This is a genomic window from Streptomyces sp. NPDC037288 (assembly GCF_055603265.1).
The window spans coordinates 1-17,587 of sequence record NZ_JBVJVY010000074.1; the positions used below are offsets into that span (position 1 = coordinate 1).

Consider the following 17,587-nt stretch of genomic DNA (forward strand, 5'->3'; position numbering starts at 1 on the left):
TGGAAGTGATGAGTCGCATCGATACGTCGAAAGGCCTCAAACTGGCACAGCGACAGAACTCTCATACCGGCATGAGGCATACCTGAACGCCCACTTAGGCGCCGATATGTGTACACCGTTTGAGGAATCCAGCGCTAAGTCACAGAAGAGGCGTCACATGATCAACGTCTGTTACTTGCGTGTCGGACAGTAAGTCATGGTCCGCGTCGCCGGCTCGCGCCGGGCGATCGAGGGAGTTTCCGGGACGTGAGAACGACGTGAGGGGCCGTACCGGCGCAGCCGGTACGGCCCCGCTCCCATGCCGGCTCCCTATGGGCAGGGAGCGGGGCGGAACCACGCGAGACTCACCCTTGTCTCCGGGTGTGTATGACGCGGGGCCCCACCGCTGCCACGACCGAAAGCCGTCACGTTGGATCAACGTCAGACCCAGCTCACCGCCTCATGCGTACTGCGGCGCCTCTGCTGTGGCTGTGTGGTCGCTGGCGGTGTCCGCAACGGTGCCCCCACCGCCGCGACAGTGGTCGCGGCCCGCGGATACGACATCGACGATGCGACCGCGGTCGTTGCGTTCCTTCGAAAGTGAGTACCGAACCACTGCTCGAAAGGATGCTTCGGCGGCGTGAAGCCCCGGACTCGCCGTTCCCGGTCAGGGGCGACTCACCTGCGGACTCTCTTCGACGACGGGCCACAGCCAACTCTCGGGAGCCGGACCGGCACATTGGCCTGGCCGCGACTCGTAGCTATGCGCACATCCGCAGTCGTGCGGCTTCCGGGCCTGTCACCGGCGTGCGCCGTCTCCTGTCTTGAGCTTGGAAAGGATCCGCGGGCCTGCCACCACGGGTTGGGCCCGTCGCCACGGGGGGGGCAGGGCGACGGGCCCAACAACTGGGAGCGGCGCGTTGGATGCTTGCCGCCAATGGGCCAGGTGTCGGCGGCAGTGGCCCACCACGAAGTTTCAACCACCGCCCCTGACCCTCGACCCACCTATACAGAGACGACACACCCCTCATCATGACGGCCCCTGCGACTGCGCCGCGTCCCGCGTCAATCATCTGCCGGTGGCAGTAGCCCTCCGCGCGCCCTCCCCTGCCCGCCAGCCATCCCGGCACGGGCAGCAGATCCCGCACCCGCGCCCACTCGGCATCACTCATGTCCAAGCCGTACCGGGGCCGGCGCTCCGGCCGGTCGGACGCGTGCGAGCCAGCTGCTGGAGTTCTTCCCCGCTGTGGAACGGCCCTTCGGCTACAACACCTCCGAAGCCTCCCTGACCTGCCAAGACCCTGGAAGGCAAGCAGCACCCCGACCGGGAGGCACAGTCCCCCCTTTTTCGCGCGGACGTGAGCCGAGTCGAGGACCGCGCGGAAGAAGTCCGCCAGGCCCTGTTCTCCAGGAGGTGGAGAACCTTCTGGTGCAGCCGGCCCCCTCCCCCGGCTCTGGACCAGATCAGAAGCCGACGATGGACGGCCGACTTCAACGCGCCGGAGCACGGCGGCAGTGCCGCCAGGCACAACCACTGACCAGCACGTAGACGATCGCCGCGAACACCGCCTCATCATCCATGTTCGCGACCCCGCCGCCCTGCGGTCACACCCTCGCAGCAGGCAGCAACGGTCTCACCAACTCCCACAAACCATCCGGAACGAACCAACCCCGCCGCCCACTCCCCAAGTGGCGTTTCTCGACCGGAACTTGTACCTCAGCGATCAAGATTTGGCAACTGCTGTCACTGAGTGTTTATCTCGGTTCACCTGCCGCATGACGGCGGTACACATCACATACGCGAAAAGAGGAATCCACCTGATGGCTGAGCGCGGCTCCTTAGTCGCGGACGGCGCCGTGCCGTCCGAGCCGTCCGTGCGGGAGGAGATAGCCCGGATCGTCACCGAGGTGCTCCGACTCGACGACATCGCGAACGATGATGATTTCTTCGCTCTTGGCGGGCACTCCCTGACGGCCTCACAAGTCAGCTCCCGGATCTACCGGTCCCTGGGCGTCGAGGTGCCCCTGTCCGTGTTCTTCGAACGGCCCACCGTCCTCGGGCTCGCCGGGTACGTCATGGCCGGCGGCGCTGCACCAGGGTCGGCGGCGTGAAGGCACAGACCGAGCCCACCCCAGCGTTATCCCTGTCCTCCGCACAGGAACGGCTGTGGTTCCTGTGGCAGTTGCGCCCGGACGGTGACGAGTACAACGTGCCGGCGATCACGCGCTTACGTGGTCCTCTGGATCTTCCCGCGCTGCGCCACGCCATCGCACACCTCGCCGAACGGCACCAGGTGCTGCGCGCGGTGTTTCCGACAGTGGACGGCGCTCCCGCGATGCGCATCACCGACCGCACCGTCGAGACCGTGGTGATCGACCTGAGCGCGACGCCGGCCGCGGAACGGGAGGCGGAGCTGCAGGCGCTGGTGTCCGCCACAGCGCTCGCCCCGTTCGATCTGGTGAATGGTCCGGTGTTCCGGCCCACGGTGATCCGGGTCGCTCCCGACGACCACGTGCTCGTGCTGGCGATCCACCACATCGTGGTCGACGGCTGGTCCTTGGGCATCATCGATCAGGAGCTGGCGGCGTTCTACAACGCCACTGTCGACGGCGAGCCCGACCCGGTACTCGAACCGCCCGTACAGTACGGAGAACACGTGCGGGCCGAGGGCGCCATGCTCGCGGGGGCCAGGGGCCGCGACGCGCTGGACTTCTGGCGCGGCCAGCTGGACGGTGCCCCGCCGTACTCCTCACTCGTCGGCGACCGGCCGCACCGCGCGGTCGGCTACGCGGGCGGGGTGCGCGGTGCAGATCTCGATGCGTCGCTGTGCTCGGACATTCAGGCTCTCGGCCGTAGCCACCGGGTGACGCGATTCCTCACGTTCCTGGCCGCGTACGCGGCGCTGCTGCACCGGATCACCGGGGACACCGATGTCGTGATCGGCGTCCCCGTCAGCGGACGCACTTCGCTTCAGGTCGAGCGGGTCGTCGGGCTCTTCGTCAACATGCTGCCGATGCGTGTGCGCGTCGACGCATCGACGACGTTCGCCGAGCTGCTCGTCTGCGTGCGCGATGCCTTCGTAGCCGCGCACGCGCATCAGGACTTGCCGTTCCAGCAGGTGGTGGAGGCGCTGCAGCCGAAGCGCGCGGGCGGGCGGCACCCGGTCTTCCAGAATGTCTTCGCCTACGAGGAGCCCGCGCCGCTCGGCTCCGGTCTTTCCGGGCTGGTCGCATCACGCGTCAGCCTGCCGATGGACACGGCGAAGTTCGAGCTCACGCTGCACGTGGAGTGGCTCGGTGAGCGGGCACGCAGTGCGTTCGGCTACCAGAAGGCGGTGTTCGACGACGCGACCGCCCTGCGTCTGGCCGAGCGCTACCGCACACTGCTGTCGGACGCTGTCGCGACGCCGGACAAGCGCGTCTCGCGGCTGCGTCTGCTGGGTCCTGACGAGGAGCGCGCCCTGCTGGCCGAGTGGTCCGCGGGCGGCCCCGGAACGACCGGCCGGGTGGACCACGCTTTCGAACGGCAGGCCAGCGCGCGCCCCGACGCGCCGGCCGTGCGCGCCGGTGTGCGGTCGGTGAGCTACGGCGAGCTCAACGGGGACGCGAACCTGGTCGCCGGCGCACTGCGCTCGCGGGAGGTGCCACGGCAGGCCGTGGTGGCCACATGCCTGCCCCGCGGCGTGGGCCTGGTCACGGCGCAGTTGGGCATCCTCAAGGCGCAGGCTGCTTATCTGCCGCTCGATCCGGCACACCCGGCGGGCCGGCTGACCGCCGTCGTGAGCGAGGCCCGCCCCGCGCTGGTGATCACCGACCGGGAGCACGCCGAGGCTTTCGCCGACAGCGGCGCTGCCGTGCGCACGCTCGATGAGCTCCTGACGGAGGGCATCGCCGGTGAACCACCGGAGCCCGGGAGCGACCCGGCCGACCTCGCCTACGTGATCTACACATCTGGCTCCACCGGACGCCCGAAGGGTGTGATGGTCGAGCACGGTTCGCTGAGCGGGGTGCTCGACTGGTACCGCGCCGAGTTCGGCCTCGGGCCCGGCGATCGTACGGCCCTGCTGGCCGCACCCGGCTTCGACGCGGCAGTGCTGGACACGTGGGTTGCCCTCACCACCGGCGCCACGCTGGAGATCCCCCCGGCGCCGGCCCTGCTGGACCCGCTGCAGCTGCGGGACTGGCTCCTGGAACGCGAGGTCACCGGCATGGTGCTGCCCACCCCGCTGGCCATCGAGCTCGCGCAGCTCGACTGGCCGGCCGAGGTGCCGCTGCGTTTCATGCTGGCCGGTGGCGACCGGCTCCCCCCGGTCACCGCGTCGCTGCCGTTCCGCCTGGTGAACGCGTATGGCCCGACCGAGTGCACGGTCTGTGCGACCGCGGGCACCGTGTCCACCGGGCCGCACGCCTCGGATCTGCCGTCGATCGGGCGGCCGGTCAGCGGCGTCACCTCCTACGTCCTCGATGCGGACATGAAGCCGAGTGCGGCCGGTGTGCCGGGTGAGCTGTACCTCGGCGGGCCGTGCGTGGCCCGGGGTTATCTCGGCCGGCCGGATCTGACGGCGGAGCGGTTCGTCCCCGATCCTTACGGCACCGAGCCGGGGGCGCGTCTCTACCGCACCGGCGACCGCGTCCGCTGGCGTTCGGACGGCAGGCTGGACTTCCTCGGCCGCACCGACCGGCAGGTGAAGATCCGGGGATTCAGGATCGAGCCGGGCGAGATCGAGCAAGCCGTGCTCGATCTGCCGGGGATCGCCGAGGCCCTGGTCGAACCGGTCGCGGCCGCGGGCACCGATCCGCAGCTGGTGGCCTACGTCGTACCGGCCGGGCCGGACACAGCGGCCCGCCCGCTCGACGCGGCGGCCATGCGCGAGCTGCTCGGCCGGCGGCTGCCGACGTACATGGTGCCGCAGCGGTTCGTGGTACTGGATTCCTTCCCGCGCACCATGAACGGCAAGATCGACCGAGCGGCCCTGCCGGCCGGCGCGCCGGCCCCGGTGGGCCGGCTGCCCCGGACCCCCATGGAACGCACGGTCGCCGAGGTCTGGGCCGACGTGCTCGGTCACGCGGCGATCGGCGTCGACGACAACTTCTTCGACGTCGGCGGACACTCCATGCGGCTCGTGGCCGTGCAGAAGCAGCTCGCCGCCCGCCTGGAGCGGACCGTACCCATCGTCGACCTCTACGAACACCCGACCGTGGCTTCACTCGCCCGGCACCTGGACGGCACGGCTGCCGCCCACGGTGCGGCGCCGGCGCCGCCACAAGCACAAGGGCCGGCACAGGCGGCCGAGAAACTCAGACAAGGCACAGCACGGCTCCGGGCGCTGCGCGCCAGGAACCGTCAGGCGGAGACGAAAACACGATGAACGACTTAGACCTCGATGTCGACACCCACATCGCCGTCATCGGCATGGCCTGCCGACTGCCAGGGGCCAACAGCCCCGAGGAGTTCTGGGCAAACCTGGTCGACGGCGTCGACTCGGTCCGGCCGATCCCGGTCGAGGAACGCCGGTCCTGGGGTGAGGATGAGGCATGGGCCGCGGACCCGCGCCATGTGGCGATGCACGGACTGGTGGACGGTGTCGGCGACTTCGACGCCGAGTTCTTCGGCTGCACGCCCCGGGACGCGGCCGTGCTCAACCCCCAGCAGCAGATGTTCCTGGAGTGCGCGTGGGAGGCCCTGGAGCGGGCCGGATACCACCCGGGTGACGTACCGGGCCCGGTGGGCGTGTACGCGGGTGCCGGCCGCAACGGCTACGGCCGGATCGTGCTCGAACGGCCGGACCTGCTGCCCGGTGTGGACGTGATGGCCGCGACGATCGCCAATGAGCCCGAGCACCTGTGCACCCAGGTCTCCTACCGGCTCGGCCTGACCGGCCCCGGCGTCACCGTGCAGACGGCCTGTTCGTCGTCCCTCGTCGCGGTGCACGAGGCGGCCCGGGCGCTGCTGGCAGGGGACTGCGACATGGCGCTCGCCGGCGGGATCACCATCCGGCTGCCCCAGGTCGGCTACCGCTACCAGGAGGGCGGCACCATGTCGCCGGACGGCCGCTGCCGTACCTTCTCCGCCGACGCGAAGGGCATCGTCGCCGGGGACGGAGCCGGCATCGTGGTGCTGCGCCGCCTGCAGGACGCGCTCGACGACGGCGACACCGTGCACGCGGTGCTGATCGGCTCCGCGGTGAACAACGACGGCCGTGACCGCGCCGGGTACACCGCGCCCGGCCTGCGCGGCCAGACCGAGGTGATCCGCCTGGCGCACACGGTCGCGGGTGTCACTCCGGAGAGCATCGGCTACGTCGAGTCGCACGGCACCGGCACGCCCGTCGGCGATCCGATCGAGGTGGCCGCACTGACCAAGGCCTTTACCTCACCCTCTACCCGCCCGGGCAGCGTCATGCTCGGCGCGGTGAAGTCCAATATCGGCCACACGGACACCGCGGCGGGCGTGGCGGGTCTGATCAAGGCGACGCTGGCGCTGGAGAACCGGTTCGTGCCGGGCAACTTGCACTTCACGGAGCCCAACCCGCGCGTCGACTTCGCCTCGGGACCGTTCACCGTGCCGACGGCCGGGGTCGACTGGACCGCGGCTGACGACCGGCCGCGCCGCGCCGGCGTGAGCTCGTTCGGCATCGGTGGCACCAACGCCCACGTGGTGCTGCAGGAGGCCCCGCGGCGCACCGCGGAGCCCGACCCGTGGCCCGTCCACGTCCTTCCGCTGGCGGCCCGCACGCCGACGGCGCTGGACGCGATGGCCGAACGGCTCGCCGCGCACCTGGCTCGGCATCCCGACCAGCCGATCGCCGACGTCGCCCACACGCTGCAGACGGGCCGTCAGGCGTTCCCCTACCGGCGCTTCGTCGTATGCGCCGACCACGAGTCCGCCTCAGCGGCGCTGGCGGGTGCGCCGTCGACCGGCCGGGGCGCGGTCACGGCCGCGGAACCGTCGGTGCTCTTCCGCCTGCCCGGCACGGATGTGCCGGCTCGTGTGCTGCTCGACGAACTGGCGGCCGTGTTCCCGGTCTTCCGGGTGGCGGCGGACGAGTGCGCCGCGGCGCTGAGCGGTCACGACGGCGAGCCCGCCGCGCTGTTCACACTGCGGTACGCGCTGGTGCAGCTGTGGCAGGACTGGGGTGTACGGCCCGACTCGTGGCACGCAGACGGTGCCGGTGAGCTGGTTGTCGCCTGCCGGTCCGGTGCGATCGACCTCGCGACGGCCGCTCGCCTGCTTCGCGGGCAGGAGGGCGAGGAGAAGGCGGTCGAGGTGCCGAGCCGTGCCGAGGAGGCCGGCTCTCTGGTGGTGGACCTGCCGGAGACCGGTCCCGGCGGTGCCGTGGCGGCCCTGCTGGCGGCGGCCGGGCGGTTGTGGCAGGCCGGGGTGCCGGTGGACTGGCGGGCCGTGGCACGCGGCACGCGTCGCCGCCGGGTGCCTCTGCCGACGTATCCGTTCGAGCGCCGGCACGTCGCGATCCGGCCGGCCGCCCCGATCCCCGTCGAGACGACGGACGTGGCCGGCGACGAGCAGGCCACTCCGGCCGAGACCGCGGGATCTGCGCAGTCGACGCAGCGGCCACAGTCCGTCGCCGAGCGCTTGAGCGTGCTGTTCCAGCAGGTGCTCGGGGCCGGGGACGAGAGTGCGGACTTCTTCGAGCTGGGCGGCGACTCACTGGCCGCGGTGCAGCTCGTCGCTCTGATCGAGGAGACCTTCGGGGTGACGCCTCCGGTCGACGTGGTGTTCGACACGCCGGCCGTGCCGGACCTGTCCCTGGTCATCGAGGGTCTGATCGCCGAGGCCGCGGCGGAGGCATCGTGACGACGCAGTGGCCCACGTCGTTCGCCCAGCGCAGGTTATGGCTGCTCGACCGGCTCCACAACGGCAACGGCGCGTACAACCTCTACGCCGCGATGCGCCTGCGCGGCGAGCTGGACCAGGCCTCCCTCGAGGTCGCACTGCGGGGGATCGGGACCCGCCACGACGCGCTGCGCACTACGTTCCGTGCCGTGGACGGTGAGCCCTTCCAGGTGGTCGATGACGAGTTCACAGGTGAGCTCGGGTTCCAGGACCTGTCCGGGCTTCCCGCCGCCGATCGTCAGGCGTGTACCGAGGAATTCCTCCGTGAGGCGAGTGGGCGGGGCTTCGATCTGGCGCGCGGCCCGCTGGTCCGCTTCGATCTGCTTCGCTGCGCGCGTGACGAGCACATCTTCACCGTCGTGGCCCACCACAGCGTGTGGGACGGCTGGTCGGCCGGGGAGTTCCTGTGTGAGCTCTCGGCGCGCTACGCCGCGCACCGTGCGGGCCGGCCGATCGAGCTGGAGCCGCTCCCGCTGCGGCTCGGCGAGCACGCCGAGCGTCAGCGGCGCGAGGCGGACGACCCGGCGCACCAGGCCGGGCTCGCACGGTGGACCGAGCGGCTGGCCGGTGCGCCGGGCCTGCTGGCCCTGCCGACCGCGTTCCCCCGTCCGGCGACTCAGGGATGTGCCGGAGCCTCGGCCGACCGGCCGCTGGATCCTGGCCTGTGGGACCGGGTCGCGCGGCTCGCGCGGCGGCACCGAGCGACGCCGTTCATGGTGCTGCTGGCCGGGTTCTCCGTGCTGATGGCACGGTTGGCCGGCACGGACGACGTAGTGATCGGCAGCCCCAGCGCCGGCCGCACGCGCGCGGACCTCCGGCCCCTGATCGGCATGTTCGTCAACACGCTGCCACTGCGGGTGGACCTGTCGGAGGATCCGACGTTCGAGACCGTGCTGAGCCGGGTGCGCCGTACCGTTCTGGACGCCTTCCGCGATCAGGACGTGCCGCTGGAGCTCATCGTGGCCGGCTCCGGTCTCGACCGCGCCGCCGGACACGATCCGCTGTTCCAGGTGATGTTCTCGCTGCAGCAGCCGCTCACACTGCCCGAACTGCCCGGCCTTTCCGTCGAGTTGGTGCCCGTGCCCACGACAACGGCCTTCACCGACCTCTGGCTCGACGTGCGCCCGGACGGCGAAGGCACCACCAGCGTGACGTTCCGGTACCGCACCGAGTTGTTCGACGCGGCGAGCATCGAACGGATGGCCGATGAGTTCGACACGCTGGTGCGGGCCGCCGTCGACGCACCGGACACACCCATCGCAGCGCTGCCCATGCTGGACGAACGGCAGCGGGACGTCCTGCTGAACGATTGGTCGCGCACCGCACCGGTGCATCCATGGGATGTCCCGGTCCAGGAGCGGATCCGCTTGCAGGCCCTGCGGGCCCCCGACGCCACCGCCGTCGTGTACGGCGACACCCGGCTGACGTATGCCGAGCTCGTCCGGCGAGCGGAGGGCGTGGCCGAGCGGTTGCGCGCGGTGGGCGGCGCCGGCCCCGACGCGGTCGTCGGGATCTGCCTGCCCCGCGGTTGCCCACTCGTGGTAGCGGTCCTGGCCGTCCTGGCCACCGGCTCGGCCTATCTGCCCCTATCGCCGGACGACCCGCCCGCGCGACGTGCCGGCATGCTGCGCGACGCGGGTGCCACCCATCTCCTCACCGCCGCCGGGCATCACCTGTCCGGCGTCGAAGATCCGGACCTGACAGCCCTCGCGATCGACGACGCCGATGCTCCCGCCGACGCCGTGCCCGACCGGCCCTGGACGGCACATCCCGAGGACCTGGCCTATGTGATCTACACGTCCGGGTCGACCGGCAGGCCCAAGGCCGTCGCGGTCGCCCACCACGGTCTGGCGAACCGGGTCGCGTGTATGCAGCACACGCAGCAACTGACCGCTGAGGACCGGGTCCTGCACAAGACCCCGTACACCTTCGACGTCTCGGTCTGCGAACTGCTGTGGCCGCTCACGGTCGGAGCCCGACTCGTCATGGCCGAGCCGGGCGGACACCGTGACCCGGGCTACCTCGTCGATGTGATCGAACGGGAGTCGGTCACCTCGGTGCATTTCGTGCCCCCGATGCTCGAAGTCTTCCTCGATCGCCCGGATCTGCACCGGTGCGCCTCGCTGCGGCGTGTCCTGTGCAGCGGTCAGATGCTCACCGCGGCGGTTCGCGACCGGTGTCTCGAACGCCTGCCGAGCGCGCGCCTGGTCAACATGTACGGGCCGACGGAGGCCTCGATCGAGGTCACCGAATGGGACTGCGGCGTCAAAGACGACCAGCCGTGCCAGACCGGCGTCACGCACGGGACCGGCGTCCCGATCGGCCGACCGCTGGCCGGAGCCGAGGTCTACGTCCTGGACCGGCGGCTCAACCCCTGTCCGATCGGCGTCCCCGGCGAGCTCTACCTCGGCGGCGTCCCGTTGGCACGCGGTTACCTGAGCCGACCGGACCTGACCGCGGATCGATTCGTTCCGCACCCGTACGCCGACAGGCCCGGCGAGCGCTTGTACCGCACGGGCGACCTGGTCGCCTGGCGGGCGGACGCGGCGTTGGACTACCTCGGCCGGACCGACCAGCAGCTCAAGATCCGTGGTTTCAGGATCGAGCCGGGCGAGATCGAGAACCTGGCCCGGGCCCACGTGTCGGTCGCCGCCGCCGCGGTGCATGCGACCAGCGTCGACGGGGCCGAACCCCAGCTCGCGCTGTACCTCGTGGCGGCCGACGGCCACACGGACGCGGAACACATGAAGGACGAGGTCCAGGCTCTGCTGCGGGACGGGCTGCCGGACTACATGGTGCCGCGGCACGTCATGATGCTGCCGGAACTGCCGCTGACCACAAGCGGAAAGGTGGACCGGACCGCCCTCCCGAAGCCCGCGCCTGATGTGGACCTCGGCGGCCGGGCCGCCCCTGCCGACGGCACAGAGCGGCTGCTGGCGGAGATATGGGCCGGGGTGCTCGGTCTCGCCGAGGTCGGCGTCACCGACGACTTCTTCGAGCTCGGCGGCGACTCCCTGCAGTGTGCCCGGATCGCCCAGCGCGCCACCGACGCGGGCATGCCCATCGGCATCGGCGACGTGTTCCGGTACCCGAGCGTGCGCGAGCTGGCCACGCATCTGCGACACGAGGCCGGGCGATGACCGCCGCCACGGCAGGTACCGGCCGCTGGCTGCTGCGCTTCCCGCCCCGGGCCACGCCCACGGCCCGGCTGCTGTGCGTGCCGGGGGCGGGTTGTACGGCCGCGATGTTCCACCCGTGGACCACACTGGTGCCAGACGACGTCGCCGTCTCGGTCGTGCAATTGCCCGGCCGCGGAGCGCGGTTGCGGGAGACGCCCATCGAGCGGATGAACCCGCTGGCCGACGCCGTCGCCGCGGCCGTGCGGGAGGAGCCTGGGCTGCCGACCGTTCTGTTCGGGCACAGCCTCGGCGCACTGATCGCGTTCGAGGTGGCGCGGCGCCTAGTGGCCGGGCCGGAAGACGGCAACCTGATCGCTCTCGGCGTGGCGGCGCACAAGGCGCCGCAGCTGGGATCGGCGGGCATCGAGCCCGAGGAGGCCACGCCGGAGCGGCTGGTCTCGTTCGTCGAATCGCTCGGCGCGACTCCCGGCTCCGCCTTGCGGGACCCGGAGATCCGCCGCATGCTCCTGCCCGTCCTGCGCGCGGACCTCGAACTGGACCGCACGTACCGCTGCCTCGCCGGTCCGGCGCTCCCGCTACCCCTGCACGTGTACGGCGGCCGAGCCGATCCGCTGGTGACCGGACCGGAGATCGAGGCATGGCGGGATCAGGCCGGAGGCACGTTCCGGCTGCGCTGGTTTCCCGGCGGCCACTTCTTTCTCACCGGTACCGGCGCGACCGCACTCGTGGCCGACCTGGTCGGCCTGCTGCGCGCTCCCTCACTGCGCAACTGAGCTGCCGAGCAGTCGCATTTCTGAACCTCTGAACTTCTGAACGAGAGAACCGAGATCCCATGTTCGACGACGACGAGCGTCGCTTCGCCGTGGTGCGCAATGACCGCGGCCAACACTCGATCTGGCCGGTCGACCTGACCGCCCCGGCCGGCTGGTGGCAGACCGGGTTCACCGGCCGGCGCCTCGACTGCCTCACCCATATCGCCCAGGTCTGGACCGACCTGCGCCCGACGCGGGAGGAGGGCGTCCGATGGTGACCAACGGAGAGCCCTCGCAAGCCCAGTCCGCGGCGCCCTGTCTGCTCGATCTGTTCACCGCCCAGGCCGTCCGCGGGCCGGACGCACCGGCCCTCATCGACGTCGAGGGCGTCGGCCGGGTTGTGTCGTATAGCGAACTGGCCGGGATGTCGGATCGGCTGGCGGCGGCGATCCGCGCGCTGATGCCGGGGGCGGGCGGCCGCGTGGGCCTGTATCTGCGGCGCGGGCCGCACGTGGTGGCCGCGATCCTGGCGGTCTTCAAGGCCGGCTGCTCTTACGTGCCGCTGGATCCGGGGTACCCGGCGGACCGCGTGAGGTTCATGGCCGAGGACAGTGGACTCGGCCTGCTGCTGACGGATCCCGGCACCGACGCCGGGCTCGTCGTGCCCGGCGTGACCGCCCTCGAAGTGACGGACACGCTCCTCGAAGGGCGGGAAACCGCGGCAGGGCCACCATCGGCACTGCCTGCGGTGCCGGTCACGCCGGAGGACCCCGCGTACGTCATCTACACCTCCGGCTCCAGTGGCCGGCCCAAGGGAGTCGACGTGCCGCACCGCGCGGTGATGGCGCTGCTCGAGGCCTGCGACGAGGTCTTCGATTTGACGTCCGACGACGTCTGGACGATGTTCCATTCCCATTGCTTCGACTTCTCGGTGTGGGAGATATGGGGCGCGCTGAGCCGGGGCGCCGCGCTGATCGTCGTACCGACGGATGTGGCGCGGTCGCCGGAGTCGACCCTGGAGCTGATCGTCGAGCAGGGCGTCACGGTGCTCAACCAGGTGCCCTCGGTCTTCCGGTACCTGTCCCGGGCCGCTCTCGCGGCCCAGGAGCCCGCACCCGAATTGCGCTACGTGATCTTCGGCGGCGAGAGCGTCGACCTTCAGGCAGTGCGCGACTGGCGGACCGTCAATGGCGGGACCACAGCCTTCGTGAACATGTACGGCGTCACCGAGGCCACGGTCTTCTCGACGTTCCACCACCTCACGGAGGCCGACCTCACCCGGGAAGGCTGCTCGCCGGACCCCGCCCGCACGATCGGCCGGCCTCTCGCCGGCACGACGGCCCTGCTGATGACCGAGGACGGCAAGCCCGCCGCGCCCGGTGAGATCGGCGAGCTGTACCTCGCGGGCGACCAGCTGGCGATCGGCTACGTCGGGCGGCCCGCTCTGACCTCCCAGCGGTATCCGGAGTGCGGCAGCCAGGACGAAGTGCCGCGCCGCCTCTACCGCACCGGCGACCTGGCGGTGCTGCATCCGGACGGGACTCTGGAGTTCGCCGGACGCGCGGACGACCAGGTCAAGATCAACGGCTATCGGATCGAGGCGGGCGAGGTCGAGACGGTGCTGCGCGCGACCGAGGGCGTCGGCGAGCTCGTGGTCGTGCCGGTCGACAGCCGCATCGGGGAGCGGATTCTCGTGGCCTGCTACACGGCCGCGCAGGGCGTCCGGCCGCAGGAACTCAACCAGCGCCTCGTCGCCCGGGCGAGGACCCGGCTTCCTTCGTTCATGGTGCCGGCGCGCTTCGCGCACCTGCCAGCGCTGCCGCTGAACGCATCGGGCAAAACCGACCGCCGCGCGGTCGCCGAGCAACTGAGCGGGGCGTGAGCGTCCATGGCTGACGTGCCGCTGAACACCGCGACGCCGGACAGCGTCCCGCTGTCGGTCAACCAGGAGGCCATGTGGGTCGGCTGGCAGGTCGCCCCCACCGCGCCGACGCATGTGCTGCCGTACGCGTTCGCGGTGAGAGGCGAACTGGCGATGCCACGCCTGCGCCGGGCCGTCGCCGCACTCGGGGCGCGGCACCCGATGCTGCGCGGCCGTGTGGTCGCCGACCCCACGGGCGCCCGGCTGACCTGGGGCGACGCCGAGCCGATCCCGGTGATCGAGCGTGCCGTGACCGGCGGCCGCGAGAAGGCCGTGCTCGCGGCCGCCCACGGCACGCCGTTCGATCTCGGTCACGGGCCGCTGGCGCGCCTCGAGGTCCTGCACGGCCCGGACTACACGGTGCTGCTGTTCGTCGTGCATCACATCGTCTTCGACGGCACGTCCGTGGTGCCGTTCCTGCTCGACCTACGGCGGGCCTACGCGGGCCAGGACCTCGACGCGGTGGACGACCTGGCTCCCCTTCAGATCGCGGTACGCCGGGGCCGCGCGTCGTGCGACGGGCCTGAGGGTGCCGACGACCGTGCCTTCTGGCGCGAACTGCTCGCCGAACCGATCGGACGGCAGACACTGACGAGTCGTCGTCAACTGACTGATGGTGAGTTCCACTTACTGAGCCTCGGCATCGGCCAGGAACTGGAGGCGCGGGTGCGGGACCTGGCTGGTGAGATCCGGGCGTCGTACTTCACGGTGATGTTCGCGGCGTTCTCCCTCATGCTGCGCCACCACGCCGGTCATGACGACCCGATCGTGTCCGCGCCGTACCACGGACGGACCGATCCGGCTCTGAGGCACCGCGTCGGGTACTTCGTCAATGTGCTGCCGTTCCGGCCACGGCCGAGCGGATCGCAGACGTACCGGGACTACCTGATCGGCTTCCGCAGCCATGTGCGTGAGGTGCTGGCCCATCACGCCCTGCCGCTTCCCGCATTGCTGCGCGCCGCGTCACTGACCGGTCCCGGAGCGCACGCGCGCACCCACGAGACGGTGTTCCAGTACTGGAACGGGACCATCGACGACCGCTTGGACGTGCGCGACATCGAACTCGCCGCTCCCGAGGGCGCCTGTCGACTGGAGGTGATCGACGTACTAGACGTCGCCGACTACGCGCTGACCGTCATGCTGCGTGAGGACAGCGCCGGCAGCACGATGGTGTGGAAGGACCCGAACGGCCGGTTCGGCGACGAGATGCTGCGGCGTCTGTCCGACGACTACCTCTCCCTGTTGCGCGACATGGTGGAGCGCCCGGACGGCACGGTGGCGGACGGCGCGGCCCACCTGTCTCCTTCCTTGTCAGTCAGTGAGCCGCCACTCGGTGAACCGCTACCGTCGCGCGGCGGACCAGTGCCGATGCCCGACGCGGCGCCAGAATCCGCACCCGACGTGGACCCGGAGATCCTGAGTGCGGTCGCCGCCGTGTGGGAGGACGTGCTCGGCCTGCCGTGCGTGGCGGCGACCGACTCGTTCTTCGAACTGGGCGGCCACTCGCTGCTGGCCACGACGCTCGTCGACCGGATCGCGCGGCGGCTGAACGTCGACGTGGCACTGGCCGACCTGTTCGGCAGCCCGCGGCTGTGCGACCTCGCGGGCATCGTTCAGCAACGCATGTCCGAGCGCGGCGACAAGCGCGCCGCGCCCGATCGTACCGGCCCGGTGCCCGCCTCCCCGTTTCAGGAAGGGATCTGGCTGGCCCAGCGCATGGACCCGGAGCACGCCCGCTATCACGTGCCGCTGTCCTGGGCGGTGGACGGCCCGATCGGCGTCGCGGCGCTGCGTGCCGCGCTCGCCGACCTCGTCGCCCGGCATGAACTGCTGCGCAGTGGTTTCGTCGAGCGGGATGGCAGGCCTCACCTGAAGGTGCTGCCGCCGTGGACGCCCGACCTGGACGAGGTCGACATCCAGGACGCCGGGGAAGCCGAGTTCGACCGTGCCGTCGCGGCGTGGGGTGAGGCCGCCGCACGAACGTTCTCGGTCACGGGTGGCCGATTGCTCCGGGCTGCTCTTCACACGGGCCCCGGCGGCCGACGGACGTTCTCGTTGTGTGTCCACCACCTGGTGCTGGACGGCGGGTCGGTTCCGGTGTTCCTGCGGGAGCTGCGCAAGTGCCATCGGGCTAGGACGGATGTCGCCCCGCGGCGTCAATACGGTGACCTGGTCGCCTTCTGGGCGCGGAACCGGCCGGGCGACGCGGAGTTCTGGCGGCAGCGCCTCGACGGCGCACCCAGCACGCTGGACCTGCCTGCGCCGCACCGGCCCGGGCCACACGGCCGGTTCACGCTCACCCTGCCGGCCGACCTGACGACGCGTCTGGCGCCTGTCCGCGCCGAGCACCAGGTCTCCAATTTCATGATCACGGCTTGTGCGGTCGCCGTGGCCCTGCATCGGCAGACCGGGCGCAGGGACCTGACACTCGGTTTCCCGGTCGCGGGCGGCCGCCCGCCGGCCTACCGCGATGTGATCGGCCCGAGCATGAACACGCTGCTGCTCCGGACGCGGTGCACCCCGCGGACCACGGTGACCGAGCTGCTGCGACAGGTGCGTGACGAGATCGTCGCAGGTATGGCCCACCAAGACGTGCCGTTCGAAAACGTCGTACGCCGGATGCGGCCGCCCCGCACACCGGGCCGGACACCGTATCTGGACGTCCTGGTCAACAGTGTCGACCAGTCCGGCTGGTCGACGGATCTGGGCGCGGCACGGCTGACGCCGCTCGCGATCGGCGACCGCATCGATGCCGACAGCAAGGTGCCCGTGACCGTTACGACGACCGTCACCTGCGACGGGACCCTGCGCGGCAGCCTGGCCTACCGAGGGGATCAGGTCGACCGGGCCGTGGCCGCCGACCTGGCGGCCACGGTGAGCTCGCTGCTGTCCGACCAACTGTCCGCTGCCCTGAAAGAACCTGTATGTGTGCTCCCCCCGACCGGGGTCGAGGTGACGGCGTGACCACCGACACCGCCCCCCGTCCGTTCCGCTTCGGCGTCAACCTCACCGCTGCCTCCACGCGCCAGGCGTGGCTGGACAAGTGCCGCCGAGCCGAGGCATTGGGCTACGACCTGATCGTCGTGCCCGATCATCTCGGTGTGCTCGCGCCGTTCCCCGCTCTGGTCGCCGCCGCAGCGGTGACCGAGCGGCCGCGCCTGGCCACGTACGTGCTCAACTCCGGGTTCTACAATCCGGTGCTGCTCGCGCGCGAGGTTCTCACGACGCAGCTGGTCACCGGCGGCCGGCTGGATGTGGGCCTCGGCGCGGGACACGCGAAGGACGAGTTCGACACGGCCGGCATCCCCTGGACGAGTGCCGGAGGGCGCGTGCGCCGGCTGGCGGAGACGGTGGCAGAGCTTCGGCGGATCATCGACGATCCGAGCCTGCTCGGCTGGTCACGGGCGGTTGAGCCACCGCGGCTGATCATCGGCGGCCACGGTGACAAGGTGCTCCGGCTGGCCGCCGCGCACGCCGACGTCGTCGCCTTCGCGGGAGCCACCGCGGCAACCGCGAACCTCGCGGGCGCGGACGCCATGGCCGAACGGGTCGCGTTCTTCGAGGCGGCGGCAGGAGACCGGGCAGCGTCGATCGAACGCAACATCCTGGTCCAGGCCGTCCTCGTCGCGGCGGACCGGCAGCGGGCGATCGACACACTACGGCGGCGTGCCCCGCATCTCCGGGAGGCCCACGACCTCCCGGAGGTACCCACGGTGCTCCTCGGATCCCCGGAGGACATCGCGGCCACGCTGATCGCCCGCCGGGAGCGGTACGGCATCTCCTCGATCTGCGTACACGAACCGGCGATGGCTGGCTTCGCGCCCGTGATCGAGCTCCTCTCGGGCCAGTGAACCGTTTTCATCCTGTCCTGCTGGGGTGAAGGTGCAGGTCAGCGGTGTGGGGTGACGAGACGAGGCTCCTGGTCGTTGCGGTGGTGTTC

The 17,587-nt window shown here is 70.9% G+C and carries 9 protein-coding genes and 1 pseudogene; 9 read left to right on the forward strand and 1 reads right to left on the reverse strand.

Annotated features, from left to right (window positions below):
- Positions 1-1,316 precede the first annotated feature (1,316 nt).
- Positions 1,317-1,668 (reverse strand): annotated as a pseudogene (locus ACZ7GZ_RS39390) (transposase); the annotation flags it as partial.
- A 132-nt stretch (positions 1,669-1,800) separates the two neighbouring features.
- On the opposite strand from ACZ7GZ_RS39390, the gene ACZ7GZ_RS39395 reads away from it, so the two are divergent.
- The 9 genes from ACZ7GZ_RS39395 to ACZ7GZ_RS39435 are packed head-to-tail and all read left to right on the forward strand — an operon-like array spanning position 1,801 to position 17,498.
- Positions 1,801-2,091 carry a phosphopantetheine-binding protein gene (locus tag ACZ7GZ_RS39395; protein WP_471032128.1) on the forward strand — a complete coding sequence of 97 codons (291 nt, stop codon included), beginning with the start codon at positions 1,801-1,803 and terminating at the stop codon, positions 2,089-2,091.
- Complete coding sequence (locus ACZ7GZ_RS39400) at positions 2,088-5,348, forward strand: non-ribosomal peptide synthetase (protein ID WP_471032131.1); 3,261 nt, start codon at positions 2,088-2,090, stop codon at positions 5,346-5,348. Before ACZ7GZ_RS39395 ends, ACZ7GZ_RS39400 begins: the two co-directional genes overlap by 4 nt.
- Positions 5,345-7,795: a beta-ketoacyl synthase N-terminal-like domain-containing protein gene (locus ACZ7GZ_RS39405; protein ID WP_471032132.1), complete on the forward strand. Its 2,451-nt coding sequence runs from the start codon at positions 5,345-5,347 to the stop codon at positions 7,793-7,795. The genes ACZ7GZ_RS39400 and ACZ7GZ_RS39405 overlap by 4 nt, the downstream gene beginning before the upstream one ends.
- The gene (locus tag ACZ7GZ_RS39410; protein WP_471032134.1) at positions 7,792-10,974 is read left to right on the forward strand and encodes a non-ribosomal peptide synthetase; all 3,183 of its coding nucleotides are present in this window, start codon (positions 7,792-7,794) and stop codon (positions 10,972-10,974) included. Before ACZ7GZ_RS39405 ends, ACZ7GZ_RS39410 begins: the two co-directional genes overlap by 4 nt.
- Entirely contained in the window at positions 10,971-11,747 is a 777-nt protein-coding gene (locus ACZ7GZ_RS39415; protein ID WP_471032137.1) for a thioesterase II family protein, read from the forward strand. The genes ACZ7GZ_RS39410 and ACZ7GZ_RS39415 overlap by 4 nt, the downstream gene beginning before the upstream one ends.
- Positions 11,748-11,806: 59 nt before the next feature.
- Complete coding sequence (locus ACZ7GZ_RS39420) at positions 11,807-12,004, forward strand: MbtH family protein (RefSeq protein ID WP_471032139.1); 198 nt, start codon at positions 11,807-11,809, stop codon at positions 12,002-12,004.
- The gene (locus tag ACZ7GZ_RS39425) at positions 11,998-13,608 is read left to right on the forward strand and encodes an amino acid adenylation domain-containing protein (RefSeq protein ID WP_471032142.1); all 1,611 of its coding nucleotides are present in this window, start codon (positions 11,998-12,000) and stop codon (positions 13,606-13,608) included. The genes ACZ7GZ_RS39420 and ACZ7GZ_RS39425 overlap by 7 nt, the downstream gene beginning before the upstream one ends.
- 6 nt (positions 13,609-13,614) lie before the next feature.
- Complete coding sequence (locus ACZ7GZ_RS39430) at positions 13,615-16,611, forward strand: condensation domain-containing protein (protein WP_471032143.1); 2,997 nt, start codon at positions 13,615-13,617, stop codon at positions 16,609-16,611.
- Positions 16,608-17,498: a TIGR03621 family F420-dependent LLM class oxidoreductase gene (locus tag ACZ7GZ_RS39435; protein ID WP_471032145.1), complete on the forward strand. Its 891-nt coding sequence runs from the start codon at positions 16,608-16,610 to the stop codon at positions 17,496-17,498. The genes ACZ7GZ_RS39430 and ACZ7GZ_RS39435 overlap by 4 nt, the downstream gene beginning before the upstream one ends.
- Positions 17,499-17,587 lie beyond the last annotated feature (89 nt).

Coding starts and splice junctions, on each gene's coding strand:
- ACZ7GZ_RS39395 (WP_471032128.1), top strand. CDS start 1,801: ATGGCTGAGCGCGGCTCCTTAGTCGCGGACGGCGCCGTGCCGTCCGAG.
- ACZ7GZ_RS39405 (WP_471032132.1), top strand. CDS start 5,345: ATGAACGACTTAGACCTCGATGTCGACACCCACATCGCCGTCATCGGC.
- ACZ7GZ_RS39415 (WP_471032137.1), top strand. CDS start 10,971: ATGACCGCCGCCACGGCAGGTACCGGCCGCTGGCTGCTGCGCTTCCCG.
- ACZ7GZ_RS39420 (WP_471032139.1), top strand. CDS start 11,807: ATGTTCGACGACGACGAGCGTCGCTTCGCCGTGGTGCGCAATGACCGC.
- ACZ7GZ_RS39425 (WP_471032142.1), top strand. CDS start 11,998: ATGGTGACCAACGGAGAGCCCTCGCAAGCCCAGTCCGCGGCGCCCTGT.
- ACZ7GZ_RS39430 (WP_471032143.1), top strand. CDS start 13,615: ATGGCTGACGTGCCGCTGAACACCGCGACGCCGGACAGCGTCCCGCTG.